The organism is Brevundimonas sp. EAKA (assembly GCF_000698025.1).
In the GTDB taxonomy this organism is placed as follows: domain Bacteria; phylum Pseudomonadota; class Alphaproteobacteria; order Caulobacterales; family Caulobacteraceae; genus Brevundimonas; species Brevundimonas mediterranea_A.
This window is the reverse complement of sequence record NZ_JMQR01000002.1, coordinates 57,653-74,399: the sequence shown is the minus strand read 5'-3', so window position 1 is coordinate 74,399 and position 16,747 is coordinate 57,653. Positions and strand designations below refer to the sequence as shown.

Genomic DNA, 16,747 nt, shown 5'->3' with positions numbered 1-16,747 from the left:
GACCGCGACCCCGATCCGTCTGACCCACACGGGCCAGGCTGAACAGGCTCTGGGCTTCGTCGCCTGGCCCACCACCGACCAGATCGAAGACCGCACCACGGCCCGGCGACTGGCGATCCTGTCGGCCGTGCTGCAACTGCGCCTGAACGAGGAGATCCGCGAGAAACAGGGCATCGCCTATTCGCCCAGCGCCAGCGCCACCAGCTCCGACACCTTCCCCGGCTACGGCTATATCGCCGTCGGCGCCGAAACGCCCCCCGAGTCCCTGACGAAACTGTTCGACGCCGTGGACGTGATCGCCGCCGACCTGCGCGACAATCCGGTCAGCGAGGACGAACTGAACCGCGCCCGCCGTCCGGCGGTGGAGCGGCTGCGGCGCAGCATGGCCGACAACGGCTACTGGCTGACCCAACTGTCCGAAGCCCAGTCCGACCCGGCCTCGCTGGACCAGACCCGCAACAATGTCGCGGTGCTGGAGGCCGTCACCGCCGCCGACCTGCAAAGCCTGGCCCGGCAGTATCTGAAGCCCGACGCCGCCTGGCGCGCCGAGGTCGTCTCGGACAAGCTGGCCCAATAAGAAAAACGGCCCCGGTTCGCAGGAACCGGGGCCGAGCCTTTAGGGGGCCAGTCTTCAGGATCGTCGACGGAGAGCCGACGGTCTTGTCTTGCGTCACACGGCCTGAGCCGCGCCTGAACGGGTCGCGTCAGGTCCGGTTCAGAACACCCGGCCGCCGACGCCGCCGTCCAGGGTGATGGCCCCGGTGATGACGGTCGCGCTCTGGACCTGTTCCTCGCGGTATTCGGTGTATTCCTCTTCGCGGTACATGGTCAGGATCTTCACCCCGGCCCCGTAGCGACGCAGCAGCGAGCGTTCGTTGCAGTCCCGCTCGGGCTTTTCGGGGCGGCATTCCAGCTTGCCTTCGCCGCCGAACCACAGGGCCTCGTGCTTCCTGCAGGTCAGGGTCGTGCCGTGGTCGAATTTGATGTCGCCCTCATAGTCGGCGATCGTCGCCTGGAGCCAGGTGCCGGCCAGGCAACGATAGATCTCGCCGTCATAGCCGTCGGCGATCTCGCGATCCGGCTTCACCTGAGAGGCGGGGTGCGGCACCTGGCGGTCGTCGATGCAGACCGCCTGGATCACCACCCGCTTCATCGACCGACGCCAGGCGGTGAAGGGCGTCCGCACCGTCTGGGCCAGGCCTTCGACGGCCAGGCCCTGGATGGTCGTCGGATAGGGCTGGTCCACGGTCACATAGGCCGCGCCGCCGCCCCCGCCGTAACCGCCGGAGAAGCCGCCGGCCCGCGCATTCACAAAGGCCCGCGACCCGGCGTTCGCATTGGCGCTGGCCCCCGCATTGACGTTGACGTTCACATTGACGTTGGTGTTCGAGTTCCAGCCGCCGTTCCCGCCCCCGCACGATCCTCCCCCGCAGGAAGGCGGCGGAGGCGGCGGCTCGCAGCACGGCGGCGGCGGAGGTTCGCACGCCGGCTGGCCACAGCTCTGGGCCGTCGCCGCGCCCGCGACGCCCAACATGGCCCCGCCGGCCGCCAGACCCAGCATCCAATTCCTGATCCGCTGCCGCATCGGCGGGACTCCCGAACGAATTCTCACGTCGCCTGGACAGACTTCCGGACGATCCAACCTTAACCAAGACGACAAAAGCCTTTCGTTTCCGTTGAGATGGGAAAGTCTTCGGGGATGGCGCAATGCCGCATCCGTCTGCTAGACCGCCCGCATCATGACCGTCCGCGTCTCCATTCGCCTGATTTCGATTAGCCGCCCGGCGTAGCGCTTCCGGGCCCTGTGGCCCCGTGCACGCCGGGAAGACCGCCCTCTGTTCGGGCGAACGAAGCCGCCCTCGAGCAGCGCGAAGCGCGACAGGGCGAACGAAGACAGCGACATCACTTTCACGACGCCGAGACGACCCATGGCCGACGCCACAGACACCACCGACACCCCCTCCGGCCGCGACTATCGCGACACCGTCTTCCTGCCCGAGACGCCCTTCCCCATGCGCGGCGGCCTGCCGCAGAAGGAACCGGTGATCCTGGAGCAGTGGGGCGATCTGTACGGGACCCTGCGCGCCGAACGCCAGGCGCAGAAGGCCCCCCTCTATGTGCTGCACGACGGCCCGCCCTACGCCAACGGCGACATCCACATCGGCCATGCACTGAACAAGACGCTGAAGGATTTCGTGGTCCGCAGCCGGTTCCTGCTGGGCTATGATGTCGATTACGTCCCCGGCTGGGACTGCCACGGCCTGCCGATCGAGTGGAAGATCGAGGAGCAGTTCCGCGCCAAGGGCCGCCGCAAGGACGAGGTGTCAAAGGACGAGTTCCGCGCCGCCTGCCGCGAATACGCCGGCAAATACATCGACCTGCAACGCGATCAGTTCAAACGCCTGGGCATCACCGGCGACTTCGCCAACCGCTACGCCACCATGGACTTCACGTCCGAGGCGGCCATCGTCGCCGAATTCCACAAGTTCAAGAACTCGGGCCAGCTGTATCGCGGGTCCAAGCCCGTCATGTGGTCGCCGGTCGAGCGCACCGCCCTGGCCGACGCCGAGATCGAATACCACGACCATGTGTCGCCCACGATCTGGGTCAAGTTCCCGGTCACGGGCGTGTCCGACGACCACCCCGACGACCTGCTGGCCTTCCGCACCAGCACCCCGTCCATCGTCATCTGGACCACCACCCCCTGGACCATCCCGGCCAACCGCGCCATCAGCTACGGCCCCGAGATCGCCTATGGCCTGTATGAGGTCACGGCCATGGAAGAGGGTCTGGAGTTCGCGCCCTGGGCCAAGCCGGGCGACCGTCTGATCGTCGCCGACAAGCTGGCCGAGGAGGTGTTCAAGGCCGCCAAGATCGCCGCCTGGACCCGCGTCTACGACATCAATCCTTCGGGTCTGGAATGCGCCCACCCGCTAGCCGCGCTGGACAGCGGCTATGGCTTCTCGGTGCCGCTTCTGGCCGGCGACCATGTCACCGACGACGCCGGTACGGGCTTCGTCCACACCGCGCCGGGCCACGGCGCCGACGACTTCGAGGTGTGGAAGGCCCATGGTCATCACGAGGTGCCGGACACGGTCGATCCGGACGGCGCCTACTACCCCACCGTCCCCCTGTTCGCCGGGCTGAAGGTGCTGGAGACCGAGGGCAAGAAGACCGGCAAGTTCGGCCCCGCCAACGGCGCGGTGATGGACAAGCTGATCGAGGCCGGCAATCTGCTCGCGCGCGGCCGGCTGGAACACTCGTACCCGCACTCCTGGCGGTCCAAGGCGCCAGTCATCTTCCGCAACACGCCCCAATGGTTCATCCGCATGGACGAGCCCCTGAAGTCGGGCGACACCCTGCGCGAGATGGCCCTGACCGCCATTGACGACACGGCCTTCCACCCGGCGGCGGGCAAGAACCGCATCCGCTCGATGGTCGAGGGTCGTCCCGACTGGCTGGTCAGCCGCCAGCGCGCCTGGGGCACGCCCCTGGCCATGTTCATCGACAAACAGACCGGCCAGCCCCTGCATGATCCCGAGGTCGACGCCCGGATCGTCAAGGCCGTGGCCGAACACGGCGCCGACATCTGGTTCACCGCGCCCGACAGCGACTTCCTGGGCGCCCACGACCCGGCCCGGTATGAAAAGGTCGAGGACATCCTGGACGTCTGGTTCGACGCGGGTTCGACCCACGCCTTCGTTCTTGACCCGCGCCTGCCCGAGCATGGCTATACGGGCGACCGCCCGGCCCACTGGCCCGCCGACCTCTATCTGGAAGGCTCGGACCAGCATCGCGGCTGGTTCCAGTCGTCTCTGCTGGAAGGTTGCGGCACCCGTGGCCGCGCCCCGTTCAAGGCGGTCCTGACCCACGGCTTCACCCTCGATGAAAAGGGCGAGAAACAGTCCAAGTCCAAGGGCAATACGACCGATCCGCTGACGGTCATCAAGGAAAGCGGCGCCGACATCCTGCGTCTTTGGGTGGCCCTGGTCGACTATTCCGAGGACCAGCGGATCGGCAAACAGATCCTGCAAACCACGGTCGACGCCTATCGCAAGCTGCGGAACACGGTCCGCTATCTGCTGGGCGCCCTGGCCGACTTCGACGAGGCCGAGCGGCTGACCGACTACGACCAGTTCCCGCCGCTGGAGAAGTTCATCCTGCACCGGCTGTGGGAATTGGACGCCCATGTGCGCCAGGCCTACGTCGAATACCGCTTCCAGGACGTCGTCCGCCCGGTGCTGGAGTTCTGCTCCAACGACCTGTCGGCCCTGTATTTCGACATCCGCAAGGACAGCCTCTACTGCGACCGCCCCGACAGCCTGCGCCGTCGCGCCGCCCGCACGGTGATGGACACGGTCTTCATGCGCCTGACCGCCTGGCTGTCGCCGCTGACGCCCTTCACGATGGAAGAGGCCTGGACGACGCGCTTCCCGGATGCGGGCACGAACTGCGCCCGGGTGATCCCGGAGACGTCGGCGGAATGGGAGAATGCGGCCGAGGCGGAGCGGTGGGCCGCGATCAACACCGTCCTCGAAGTGGTCAATGAATCGTTGGAAGCCGCGCGTCGAGATAAGCTGATCGGCGGGGCGCTGGACGCCTGGCCGACCGTCACGGCGCCGGCGGGAACCTTCGCCCCCTTCGACGGTCTGGACGCCGCCGAGATCTTCCGCACCTCGGGCGCCGAACTGGTCGAAGGCGACACGCTCTCCGTAGCCGTGGCCCTGGCCGACTATCCCAAATGCGCCCGCTCGTGGCGCCGCGTCCCCGACGTCGGCTCAGACCCCGCCTACCCTGACCTGTCGGCCCGCGACGCCGATGCGGTCCGGTATTGGGACCAGACGCACGCCTGACCCGCATTCACCTCCCCGTTGGCGAAGGCCGACGGGGAGGACAGGCGATCGCGTCAGCGAGCGCCAGGAGGGGGCGACTCGGCGCCTGAAGCTGACCCGGTCATCACCATCGTCAGAGTCGCCCCCTCCTGGTCGCTGCGCGACCTGTCCTCCCCGCGCGCCAGCGCGCGCAGAGAGGTGACGCGGGGCTGACGCTCGGCCCCTCCCCGGTTTGCGGGGGAAGTGTCACGCGTGGCGGCGGGCCTCCCAATCCTCCTAATGACGCTGCCCCAGTCCCCGCGTTTCCAACGTCTTGCCCATCGCCGGCCCCCATCGACCTGGCGCCCGTCAAAACCCTGCTAGGATGGTCGCCGTTGAAACCGCCGGAGGTCGAAGGGATGAGGCGTCGCCGAATTGCACTGTTTCGCCTGTTGCACCGGTTTCCCCCTGCGCCGTTCAATTTCAGCGCGGCCATTTCAGACTATTCAGACTATTCAGACCCTGTTTTTCGCGTCTGAATCGGACCCGCCTTGACCCCAGCCTCGGACATCGTCGCCAAAACCCTCGCCTGGGTCTGCGCGCCCGGCGTGCTGAAGGTCCCCTTCCTCGAGGTTTTCCTGGCGGAATACGCCCTGCACCGCCTGCCGGGTGATCAGGTTCAGGCCGTGCTGGGCTGGGGGATGAAGCCGACGGCCGCCGCCGGGCGACGCTGGGCCGCAGCCAACGACCGCCCCTATGTGGCGCTGGAGGACGGCTTCCTGCGCTCCGTCGGCATCGGCGAGGTGGGGGCGGCCAGTCTCAGCCTGATCGTCGATGACCTGGGCGTCTATTATGACGCCACCCGGCCCAGCCGGCTCGAACACCTGATCCAGACCGCCGACGCCTGGTGCGACGCCGCCACCATCGCCCGCGCCCGCGCCCTGATCGACCGGATCGCCGCCTCGGGCGTGTCCAAGACAAACATGGGCGGGCCGCTGGACCCCGGCCTGCTTCGGCCCGGCCGCCGCGTCCTGATCGTGGACCAGACCTTCGGCGACGCCTCCATCGGCTATGGCCTGGCGACGCAAGACAGTTTCGACGCCATGGTCGCCGCCGCCCGGCGCGACGAACCCGAGGCCCAGCTGATCGTCAAACGCCATCCGGCCGTGGCGGCGGGCAAGAAGCGGGGGTGCATAACAGACCTGGCCGGCGTCACCCTGGTGGACGCCGACGTGCGGCCCGCCGACCTGCTGGCGGCGGTGGACGCCGTCTATTGCGTCACGTCCGCGCTCGGATTCGAGGCCCTGTTGCGCGGTCTGCCGGTGCGCTGCTTCGGCGCGCCCTTCTATTCCGGCTGGGGCCTGACGACCGACGCCGTGGACACCGGCCGCCGCGGCGTGGCGCGCACGGTGGAACAGGTCGCCGCCGCCGCCCTGATCGCCTACAGCCGCTATGTCGATCCCGTCACCGGCGAACGGTGCGAGGCCGAACAGGCGCTGGAGCGGTTGATTTCCCTGCGGGACCGCGCCGACCGTCTGGCCGGCGACTGGGCGGCCGTCGGCTTCGCCCCGGCCAAACGCCCGCCGGTGCGTCGCCTGCTGAACTCGCCCAAGGCGCGGATGCGCTATTTCATGTCGCCGTCGCGCGCCGCCGCCCACGCCGCTGCTGTCAACGGCCGGCTGATCTGGTGGGCGGGCAAGGAGAGCGAGGCCGTGCGCCGGGCCGCCGCCGACTTTAGCGGCCCGACCGTCCGCATGGAGGACGGTTTCATCCGCTCGCGCGGCCTGGGGTCGGACTTCGTCGGCGCCCTGTCGGTCGCCCTGGATGACCAGGGCGTCTATTATGACCCGTCGCGCCCGTCGCGACTGGAGACCCTGATCGAGACGACAGAAGCGACGCCCGCCCAGTTGGCCCGCGCCGCCGCCCTGCGGTCCCGCATCGTCGAGGCGGGCCTGTCGAAATATAACCTGAAGGGCCAGGCGCCGGCGGACTGGCCTGCGGATCGCGACATCCTGCTGGTCGTCGGCCAGGTCGAGAACGACAAGTCGATTCTGCTGGGCTGCGAACCCGATCTGGCCACCAACTCCGCCCTGGTCGAGGCCGCACGGGCCGATCACCCCGACGCCTTCCTGGTGTATCGCAACCACCCCGACGTCCTGGCCGGCAATCGGCCGGGACGGCTGGAGGCCTCGGCCCTGGCCTCGGTGGACGCCAGCGCGGACGGGCTGGACATCATCGACTGCCTGAACGCCTGCCGTCGGGTGGCGACCCTGACCTCCCTGACCGGGTTCGAGGCCCTGATGCGAGGCAAGGCGGTGTCGGTCTATGGCCGGCCCTTCTATGCGGGATGGGGCCTGACCGACGACCGGCTGGCCTTCGAACGTCGCAGCCGCCGGGCGACGGTCGATCATCTGATCCTGGCCGCCCTGATCCACTATCCCCTCTATGTCACCCCGACGGGCTGGCCCTGCGAGGCCGAGGATCTGGTCCAGGCCCTGATCGCCGCCCGCGATCAGCCCCCGCCCAAGGCGCCGCGCGGCCAGGTCCAGCGCTGGGCCGCCGGGATCATCGCCTCTCTCGACCGCAGGCCGCCGCCGTCCTATTGAAGGCGTTCGCAAAGGAAACTGTCTACCCGTGCAACACGCCGTTATCGCCGCCACCGGCCTCTTCACCCCCGAACAATCGGTCTCCAACGCCGAACTGGTCGACAGCTACAACGCCTGGGCCGACGGCTGGAACGCCCGTCACGCCGCCCAGATCGAAGCCGGCGAGCTGGAGGCCAAGGCGCACTCCTCGCCCGAGTTCATCGAGAAGGCGTCGGGCATCAAGAGCCGCTTCGTCCTGGACAAGGCCGGGGTGATCGACCCCGAACGGATGGCGCCCAACCTGCCGGAACGTTCGAATGACGAACTGTCGATCCTGGCCGAGATGGCGGTCAAGGCCGCCCGCCAGGCGATCGAGGCCTGGGGCAAGCCGGTCAGCGAGATCGGCGCCGTCCTGTGCGCCGCCTCCAACATGCAGCGCCCCTATCCGGCCATGGCCATAGAGGTGCAGCAGGCCCTGGGGATCGAGGGCTTCGCCTTCGACATGAATGTGGCCTGTTCCTCGGCCACCTTCGGCGTCAAGACGGCGGCCGACTTCATCGCCGGCGGGTCGGTCAAGGCCGTGCTGATGGTCAACCCGGAGGTCTGCTCGGCCCACCTGAACTTCACCGACCGCGACAGCCATTTCATCTTCGGCGATGTGGCCACGGCCGTGATCGTGGAATCGGCCGAGACGGCCGGTCCGGGCGGCTGGGATGTACTGGGCACGCGTCTGAAGACGGTCTTCTCGAACAATATCCGCAATAATTTCGGCTTCCTGAACCGCAACGCCCGCGACACCGCCCATCTCGATTCGCCGGTCGCCGACGACAGCGTCCAGAACGACAAGCTGTTCATCCAGCAGGGCCGCAAGGTCTTCCGCGACGTGGTGCCGATGGTGTCGGACATGATCATCGACCACGCCGGCGAACTGGGCCTTGATCCGCACGAATTGAAGCGGTTGTGGCTGCACCAGGCCAACATCAACATGAACACCATGATCGGCAAGAAGGTGCTGGGCCGCGAGCCCTCGTCGGACGAGAACGTCATCATCCTGGACGACTACGCCAACACCTCCTCGGCCGGGTCGATCATCGCCTTCCACCTGCACAACGACGGCTTCGCCCCCGGCGAGACCGGCCTGATCTGCAGCTTCGGCGCCGGCTATTCGGCGGGGACGGTGTTCGTGCGCAAGCGCGCCTGACGATCAGGGCCGGGGCAGGAACAGGACGACGTCCAGACTCCACCGCCCCGGCCCACCGGCGATCAGCCCGAACAGAATGACCATCAGCAGGGTCTCGGGCAGGTCGAAATAGCTCGACAGGCGATAGCCAAGACTGGCGCCCTCCACCGACTTGGCGGCGACCGTCGCCAGCGCAACCATGCAGATCACGATCAGCACCAGGGCCGACAGGCTGGCGAACAGACCCAGGATCAGCAGGCCTCCGAAGACGAACTCGCACACCGACACGAACCGGGCGGTCTGACGTGGCGCGACGACGCCCGCATCCACCATCGTCTGCTGCATCTTCTCCGCCTGGGAGGGGGCGAACAGCTTGTAGAAGCCCGACAGGAAGAACATTCCCCCGACCACGATCCGCGCGACCAGCAGCGCAACATCCATCAGCGCAGGCGCGCCAAGGCCCAGGCCGCGATACAGATCGATCATAGGACAAAGGCTCCGCAGGCAGGGTTCATCAATGCCTCGACGCGCGGTCGGTTGCCGACGCGAGCCCCGCCGACAGAAGCCGGAGAAATGGACCCGACGGGAGAGAACCAAAAAGTTTGACCGCCGTTACGTCAGGTTAATCCTGATCTGAGAAGATAATTGCTCAGGCTACGCTTGAATCCTGTACTGGATTTTGCGAGGCCTTTGATTGTCGAGAACAGGGGAGTTCCCAGATGGCTCAGACGACACCGAAGACGGTGCTGGAAAGCCTGGCTCAGGATATCGCCGCCGTGCTCAAGAGCATGGGCGGTTCGGCCCATCAGAATCTGGTCGTGGACTGCGTCGCGGCCCTGAAACGTCAGCGCGGCGAGGCGGTCAACACGCCGGACCTGCGTCAGAAGATCATCGAGACCTTCGAGCAGTATCGCGACTGGTTCGTGCGTCCGTTCGGCGAAGGCTCGCAGCGCTGGGCCCTCGCCGGCGACTTCGCCTAAACCACAAAGCAGAAGGCGCGCCCCTTGCGGAGCGCGCCTTTGTTCTTTCGCCTGATCGTGTCGATCAGAAGCGGCGGATGTAGCTGACCGAATAGGCGTCGGCTTCGCCCGCGTCGTCGCGGTAGTCGCGACGGGTCCAGTCGGCCCGCACGCCGTTCACGCCATCCAGATAGTAGTTGGCGCCGGCGCCATAGTTCCAGCTGTCGCCGCCCACGTCGGTGTTGGCGCCCGGGAACTCCTGCTTCAGCTCGGTGTGGCCGTAGCCGCCGCGCGCGAACAGCTCCAGCTTGTCGGACACCGGGTATTTGCCGACCACATATCCGGCGGCGTCCCACTCGTGCTTGATCGAGCCGTCGACGCCCGCGACGGTGAAGTCGTCGTCCTTGACGCCGACCGAGGCTTCGGTCTCGACGGCCAGGTAACGGTTCAGGTTTACGCCCAGACGACCGGTGACGGCGCCCGTGGTTGCATTGTCGCCTTCAAGATGAGTGTAACCCAGCGATCCGTAACCACGCGGTTCGGGATTGGTTTGAGCAAAGGCCGGAGCGGCGATTGCGGAAACGGCGACAGCGGCGAGAAGAATGTTACGCATTGTTTCTTATTAACTCCTAGATGTGATGACCGGTTGGATCATCAGCCCCATCCAGCGAATGCTTAAATAGGTGACGCCTTCGTCTGTTCCATAGGCTGGCGTCACATGACGCCGTCTGTGCGCGGCGAGACACACACTGCGTTCCGCCAAGTACGACAGAAATGCGACGCGCAACGAAAAGGGGCGGCGCCTCGCGGCGCCGCCCCTCGCTCAGAACCCGATTGACGGATCAGCGGTCCTTTTCGCGCTCCACGTTCAGCGCCGCCTGGGCCGCCGCCAGACGGGCGATGGGCACGCGGTAGGGCGAGCAGGAGACGTAGTCCAGGCCGGCCTTCTCGCAGAAGGCGATCGACGACGGATCGCCGCCATGTTCGCCGCAGATGCCCAGCTTGACGTCGGGCCGCACCGCGCGGCCGCGCTCGGCGGCGATCTCGATCAGGCCGCCGACGCCGTCCTGGTCCAGACGCACGAAGGGATCGGTCTCGAAGATGCCCTTGTCCAGATAGGCCTGCAGGAACCGGCCCGAATCGTCGCGGCTGATGCCGAAGGTCGTCTGGGTCAGGTCATTAGTGCCGAAGCTGAAGAACTGGGCGTATTCGGCCAGGTCCCCGGCGCGGATGGCGGCGCGGGGCAGTTCGATCATGGTCCCGACCAGATATTCGACGCTGTCGCCGGCGTCGGCGAACACGGCCTTGGCCGTGCGGTCGGTCAGTTCGCGCAGATATTTCATCTCCAGGCCGAGGGCGACCAGCGGGTGCATGATCTCCGGGATCGGCGCCTGGCCCGAGGTCTTCTTCACCTCCAGCGCGGCCTCCAGCACGGCCCGGACCTGCATCTCGTAGATCTCGGGATAGGCGACGCCCAGGCGGCAGCCGCGGTGGCCCAGCATGGGGTTGGTCTCGTGCAGCTCCTTGGCGCGGCGCTTCAGCTTGTCGGCGTCGATGCCCGACGAGGCGGCCAGGGCGTCGATGTCCTCGTCCGTGTGCGGGATGAACTCGTGCAGCGGCGGGTCCAGCAGGCGCACCGTCACCGGCAGGCCGGTCATGATCTCGAACAGTTCGACGAAATCCGACTTCTGGAACGGCGCGATCTTGGCCAGGGCCGTGCGGCGACCGGCCTCGTCGTCGGCCAGGATCATCTCGCGCACGGCGGCGATCCGGGTGTCGTCGAAGAACATGTGCTCGGTCCGGCACAGGCCAATGCCCTCGGCGCCGAAGCCGCGCGCGGTCTTGGCGTCCAGCGGCGTCTCGGCGTTGGCGCGCACCTTCAGGCGGCGCACCTTGTCGGCCCAGGCCATCAGGGTCTGGAAGTCGCCGGTCAGTTCCGGCTCGATCATGGCCACGGCGCCGTCCAGCACCTCGCCCTTCGACCCGTCGATGGTGATGACCTCGCCGGCCTTGAAGGTGCGGCCGCGCGCGGTGAAGACGCCCTTGGCCTCGTCGATGTGGATCTCCCCGGCGCCCGAGACGCAGGCCCGGCCCATGCCGCGCGCCACCACGGCGGCGTGGCTGGTCATGCCGCCGCGCGCCGTGACGATGCCGCGGGCGGCGTGCATGCCGTGGATGTCCTCGGGGCTGGTTTCTTCGCGCACCAGGATGACGGCCTCGCCCAGACCGGCCAGGCGCTCGGCCTCGTCGGCGTCGAACACGATCTTGCCGGTCGCCGCGCCGGGCGACGCCGGGAGGCCGGCGGCGATGACGGTGCGGGCGGCCTCGGGGTCCAGGGTCGGGTGCAGCAGCTGATCGAGCGCGGAGGGCTCAACCCGGCTGATCGCCTCTTCCTGGGTGATCACACCCTCGGCCGCCAGATCGACGGCGACCTTCAGCGCCGACTTGGCGGTGCGCTTGCCGTTGCGGGTCTGCAGCATCCAGAGCCGGCCCTGTTCGACCGTGAACTCGATATCCTGCATGTCGCGGTAGTGGCTCTCGAGCTTATTCACCACCTCGACGAACTGGCCGAACACCTCGGGCATGGCCTCTTCCATCGAGGGGGCGGTCTCGCCCATCTCCTCGCGGCCGACCTTGGTCAGGGACTGCGGCGTGCGGATGCCCGCGACCACGTCTTCGCCCTGGGCGTTGATCAGGAACTCGCCGTACAGGCGGGCCTCGCCGGTCGAGGGGTTGCGGGTGAAGGCCACGCCGGTGGCCGAGGTCTCGCCCATATTGCCGAACACCATCGACTGGACGCTGACGGCCGTGCCCCAGCTTTCGGGGATGTCGTGCATGCGGCGATAGAATTTGGCCCGCTCGTTCATCCAGCTGGCGAAGACGGCGCCGACCGCGCCCCACATCTGGTCGCGCGGATCCTGCGGGAAGGGATGGCCCAGTTCGCGTTCGACCACGGCCTTGTAGTCCTCGACGACCCGTTCCCAGTCCTCGGCCTTCAGGTCGGTGTCGACGCTGACGCCCAGCCGATCCTTGTGGGCGTCCAGCACCTCCTCGAAATCATCGTGGCTGAGGCCCAGCACCACGTTCGAATACATGGTGATGAAGCGGCGGTAAGAGTCGAAGGCGAAGCGCCGGTCGCCCGACAGCCTGGCCAGACCCTCGACCGTCTGGTCGTTCAGGCCCAGGTTCAGCACCGTGTCCATCATGCCCGGCATTGAGGCGCGGGCGCCCGAACGGACCGAGACCAGCAGCGGATTGTTCACGTCGCCGAAGGTCTTGCCGACGATCGCCTCGACCTTGTCCAGGGCGGTCTTCACCTGGGCTTCCAGATCGGCGGGATAGGTCTCGCCGTTGGCGTAATAGTGGGTGCAGACCTCGGTGGTGATGGTGAAGCCCGGCGGGACGGGCAGACCCAGCGAAGACATTTCCGCCAGATTGGCGCCCTTTCCGCCGAGAAGGTTCTTCATCGACGCATCGCCGTCGGCGGAGCCTCCGCCGAAGCCGTACACCCACTGAGTCATCTTGCAGTCCCTGAGCTTTGTATAAGGTCCGGCGGGTTCGCCCCGCTCGCACGCGGCATGACTAGCGTGGCGAAACCGGCTTGACCATGGCGCATGTAACAAAGCGTGAGCACGAAACCGGTTTCCTTGGGGGTCGGATGCGCCTGTGGGCGGAAAACAGCGGTTGCCGGGGCGCCGACAGGGCGGTCGAGTCGTCCGGATTCAGACTCGGCGTCGAAAAACACCGTCTAAAGAGTCTAATTAGTCTGAAATCCCCCTGCCCCGCCCCCGGGCCGGAGGCGAAACCAGGATCGCATGGTTTTGGCGGGCGCCGGGATCAGGCGGGCAAGATTGTTGCAAGCCATTGGAATCCCTGGAACCGGACAGGCGGAATTGAGAGGGCAAGGCCTTCGCGGCCTTCACCCCGCCCGAGTCGTCGTCTCCTCCCCGCACAGCGGAGAGGAGACGGGAGATCAGCCGGCGATCTGGCCGAAGTCGGCGACCTGGCCCATGACGTCGCGGACCTGGCCCAGCAGTTTCAGGCGGTTGTCGCGTTCGGCTGGCACGTCGGAGTTGACCAGCACGTCCTCGAAGAACCGGTCCACCGGCGCGCGCAGACGCGCCAGGGCGGTCATGGCGGCGGCGAAATCCTCGGTCTCCAGCGCGGCCTCGACGGCGGTGCGGGCGGCGCCGACGGCGAAGGCCAGGACGGTCTCGGGCTCGGGCTGGTTCGGCAGGCCGGTCTGGACCATGCCGGTCGGCAGGGGCCCCTTCTTCTCCTCGGCGCGCAGGATGTTGGAGGCGCGCTTATAGCCGGCCAGCAGATTGGCCCCGTCGTCGGTGGCCAGGAAGGCGGCCAGGGCCTCGACCCGGCGCACGATGCGAACGAGGTCGTCGTCGCCCAGGGCGAAGACGGCGGCGACGAGGTCGTGGCGCTGACCTTGGTCGCGGAGGAGGACGGTCAGGCGGTCGGCGAAGAAGTTCGCTAACTCTGACACTCTGTCTGGAAGCACATACTTCTTCTCAAAGATCGGATACTTCGTGAACACCTCCTGCGCGATCACCTTGTCGAAGACGACATATGGGAAAGCCGTGGGATGGAGCATTACCCCCGAAGTTATACCGGACTTGGCTTCAAAGGCTCGCAGGAATGGGACACCGAAGAATGCCAGCATTTCAGCCGCTTCGGAGTGCTGATCGTCATCGAGAGCTGCCAACGCCGCAATGATCTCGGCTTCAGACAAAGCGCCAATCGCAACATCGCGACGAATGATGTCTGCCAGCGAGAGGCGCAAGTTGTTGTCGAGGATCAACCTGATGACCCCTAGCGCAGCACGGCGCAGAGCATAGGGATCCTTGGAGCCCGTGGGCTTCTCGTCGATGGCGAAGAAGCCGACCAGGGTGTCCAACTTGTCAGCCAGGGCGACGGCGACTGTGACCGGCGCGGTCGGGACCGTATCGGCGGGACCTTGCGGCTTGTAGTGGTCGCGGACGGCGTCGGCGACAGCGTCGGGTTGGCCAGCCAGACGTGCGTAATAGCCGCCCATGATCCCCTGCAGTTCCGGGAACTCGCCCACCATGCCGCTGGCTAGATCGGCCTTGGACAGGCGGGCAGCGGTTTCGGCTTCGTGGGGGTCGGCACCGATCATCGGGGCGATCTCGCGAGCCAAGGCGGCGATACGATCCACGCGTGACGCCATCGTTCCCAAACGCGAAGGTATCGAACCGTGAATACCGTGCTTCGCGTTGAAGGTGACGCCCTTCAGCTTTTCGTTCCAGGCGTCGAAGCCGACCTTCTGGTCCTCGTCCCAGAAGAAGCGGGCGTCGTTCAGGCGGGCGGACAGGACGCGGCTGTTGCCGGCGGCCAGGGCCTTGCCGCCGTCGGTCGCCTCGACATTGGCGACGACCAGGAAGTTGGGGGCCAGGCCGTCCTTGGACGGATCGCGGACGGCGAAATACTTCTGGTGCACCTTCATCGACAGGCGCACGACCTCGGGGGGCAGGGCCAGGAACTGCGGGTCCATGTCGCCTAGGATCGGGGTCGGCCATTCGGCCAGGCCCGCCACCTCGTCGAGCAGACCGTCGTCATCGACCAGGACCAGGCCCTTGGCGGCGCAGGCGGCCTTGGCCTGATCGAGGATGCGCAGCTTGCGGTCGGCCACGTCCAGCAGGACGAAATTCTGTTCCAGCTGGGTGCGGTAGTCGACGAAGTCGCTGACCTTCAGCAGCTGGCCCGAGCCCATGAAGCGGTGGCCCTCGGTGATGGCGTCGGATGGGATCCCGTCGATCTCGAACGGGACCACCTTGCCGTCGAACAGGCACAGGATGCGCTTGATCGGACGGACCCAGCGCAGGGTTCCGGAGCCCCAGCGCATCGACTTGGGCCAGGGGAAGGTGCGGATGACCTGGTCCACCGTCTCGGCGACCAGATCGGTGGTGGCCCGGCCCTTGGACGACAGGACGGCGAACAGGACGCCGTCGCGCTCGGTCAGTTGATCGCGGGTCAGGCCGGTCTTGCGCAGGAAACCTTCCAGCGCCTGTTCCGGCGCCGAGGCGCGCGGGCCTTTCAGCTCTTCCTCGCGGTCGGGCGTGGCGGCGGGCAGGCCGTCGATGACCAGGGTCAGGCGGCGCGGACCGGCGTAGGTGGTCAGGGCGTCCCAGGTCAGGCCGGCGGCCTTGAGCCGGTCGGAGACCATGCGCTCCAGGTCGCGCGCGGCGCCCTGCTGCATGCGGGCGGGGATTTCTTCGGAGAAGATTTCGAGGAGGAGTTGGGGCATCAGGCGGTTTTCCGCTCTTGTTCAACGTAAGCGAGGGCGCAGGCTTTGCAGAGTTCGCGGATGCGGCCGATGTAGCTCTGGCGTTCGGCGACGGCGATGGCGCCGCGGGCGTCCATCAGGTTGAACAGGTGGCTGGCCTTCAGCACCTGGTCATAGGCCGGCAGGACCAGGGGCTGGTCCTGGGGGCCGCGCATGTCCAGCAGTCGGGAAACCTCCGACACCATGTCCTCGAACCGGCGCTTCAGACCGTCCACGTCATAGCCGTGGAAATTGGCTTCCGACTGCTGCCGCTCGTTCTCCAGGAAGACCTCGCCATAGGTCAGGCCTTCCTTGGTGAACTTCAGATCATAGACGTTGTCCACGCCCTGGACATACATGGCCAGACGCTCCAGCCCGTAGGTCAGCTCGCCCGAGACGACGTCCACCTCGATGCCGCCGACGCCCTGGAAATAGGTGAACTGGGTCACCTCCATCCCGTCGCACCAGACCTCCCAGCCCAGGCCCCAGGCACCCACGGTCGGGTTCTCCCAGTCGTCCTCGACGAAGCGGATATCGTGCAGTTTCGGATCGATCCCGATCGCCGCCAGCGAGCCGAGATACAGTTCCTGAAGATTGTCCGGGTTCGGTTTTAGTATCACCTGGTATTGGTAATAGTGTTGGAGGCGGTTCGGGTTTTCGCCATAGCGGCCGTCGCCGGGGCGGCGGCTGGGCTGGACATAGGCGGCCTTCCACGGCTTTGAGCCGAGCGCGCGCAGGACGGTGGCGGGGTGGAGCGTGCCGGCCCCGACCTCGATGTCATAGGGCTGAAGAATGGCGCAGCCCTGATCGCCCCAATAGCGGTGCAGGGTCAGGATCAGATCCTGGAAGGCGAGCGGCTCGGTCGAGGTGGTCAAATCGGGCTCGGGAGGGGCTGGAAAAAGGACGGCGGACCATAG

11 protein-coding genes are annotated in these 16,747 nt (G+C 66.9%); 5 read left to right on the top strand and 6 right to left on the bottom strand.

Annotation, left to right across the window (positions count from 1 at the left end; genetic code table 11):
* Positions 1–577, top strand: a 577-nt coding sequence (locus ER13_RS00930; protein ID WP_035305395.1) for a pitrilysin family protein, incomplete at its 5' end; no start/stop codon positions are given.
* A 138-nt stretch (positions 578–715) separates the two neighbouring features.
* On the opposite strand, the gene ER13_RS00925 is transcribed toward ER13_RS00930, so the two are convergent.
* A complete protein-coding gene (locus tag ER13_RS00925) occupies positions 716–1,585 on the bottom strand; it encodes a hypothetical protein (RefSeq protein ID WP_035305393.1) in 870 nt (289 codons plus the stop codon).
* Between the two features lie 343 nt (positions 1,586–1,928).
* On the opposite strand from ER13_RS00925, the gene ileS reads away from it, so the two are divergent.
* From ileS to ER13_RS00905, 3 genes are all read left to right on the top strand, one after another.
* Positions 1,929–4,853, top strand: a complete 2,925-nt coding sequence (gene ileS / locus ER13_RS00915; protein WP_035305387.1) for an isoleucine--tRNA ligase — start codon at positions 1,929–1,931, stop codon at positions 4,851–4,853.
* Positions 4,854–5,362: 509 nt separating this feature from the next.
* Positions 5,363–7,417: a capsular polysaccharide biosynthesis protein gene (locus tag ER13_RS00910; protein WP_231492424.1), complete on the top strand. Its 2,055-nt coding sequence runs from the start codon at positions 5,363–5,365 to the stop codon at positions 7,415–7,417.
* A 28-nt stretch (positions 7,418–7,445) separates the two neighbouring features.
* Positions 7,446–8,597 carry a beta-ketoacyl-ACP synthase III gene (locus ER13_RS00905; RefSeq protein ID WP_035305385.1) on the top strand — a complete coding sequence of 384 codons (1,152 nt, stop codon included), beginning with the start codon at positions 7,446–7,448 and terminating at the stop codon, positions 8,595–8,597.
* A gap of 3 nt (positions 8,598–8,600) precedes the next feature.
* Here the strand turns inward: ER13_RS00905 and ER13_RS00900 are convergent, their stop codons facing one another.
* Positions 8,601–9,062 carry a DoxX family protein gene (locus ER13_RS00900; RefSeq protein WP_052004654.1) on the bottom strand — a complete coding sequence of 154 codons (462 nt, stop codon included), beginning with the start codon at positions 9,060–9,062 and terminating at the stop codon, positions 8,601–8,603.
* Positions 9,063–9,295: 233 nt separating this feature from the next.
* On the opposite strand from ER13_RS00900, the gene ER13_RS00895 reads away from it, so the two are divergent.
* Positions 9,296–9,556, top strand: coding sequence for a hypothetical protein (locus ER13_RS00895; protein WP_008260179.1), 261 nt, complete (start codon positions 9,296–9,298; stop codon positions 9,554–9,556).
* 64 nt (positions 9,557–9,620) lie between these two features.
* On the opposite strand, the gene ER13_RS00890 is transcribed toward ER13_RS00895, so the two are convergent.
* The 4 genes from ER13_RS00890 to ER13_RS00875 form a co-directional block, all read right to left on the bottom strand.
* Positions 9,621–10,148, bottom strand: a complete 528-nt coding sequence (locus ER13_RS00890; RefSeq protein WP_035305382.1) for a porin family protein — start codon at positions 10,146–10,148, stop codon at positions 9,621–9,623.
* Between the two features lie 229 nt (positions 10,149–10,377).
* Positions 10,378–13,056 carry a pyruvate, phosphate dikinase gene (gene ppdK, locus ER13_RS00885; protein ID WP_035305380.1) on the bottom strand — a complete coding sequence of 893 codons (2,679 nt, stop codon included), beginning with the start codon at positions 13,054–13,056 and terminating at the stop codon, positions 10,378–10,380.
* 452 nt (positions 13,057–13,508) lie between these two features.
* The gene (gene glyS, locus ER13_RS00880; protein ID WP_035305378.1) at positions 13,509–15,812 is read right to left on the bottom strand and encodes a glycine--tRNA ligase subunit beta; all 2,304 of its coding nucleotides are present in this window, start codon (positions 15,810–15,812) and stop codon (positions 13,509–13,511) included.
* Positions 15,812–16,705 carry a glycine--tRNA ligase subunit alpha gene (locus ER13_RS00875; protein ID WP_035305376.1) on the bottom strand — a complete coding sequence of 298 codons (894 nt, stop codon included), beginning with the start codon at positions 16,703–16,705 and terminating at the stop codon, positions 15,812–15,814. Before ER13_RS00875 ends, glyS begins: the two co-directional genes overlap by 1 nt.
* Positions 16,706–16,747 lie beyond the last annotated feature (42 nt).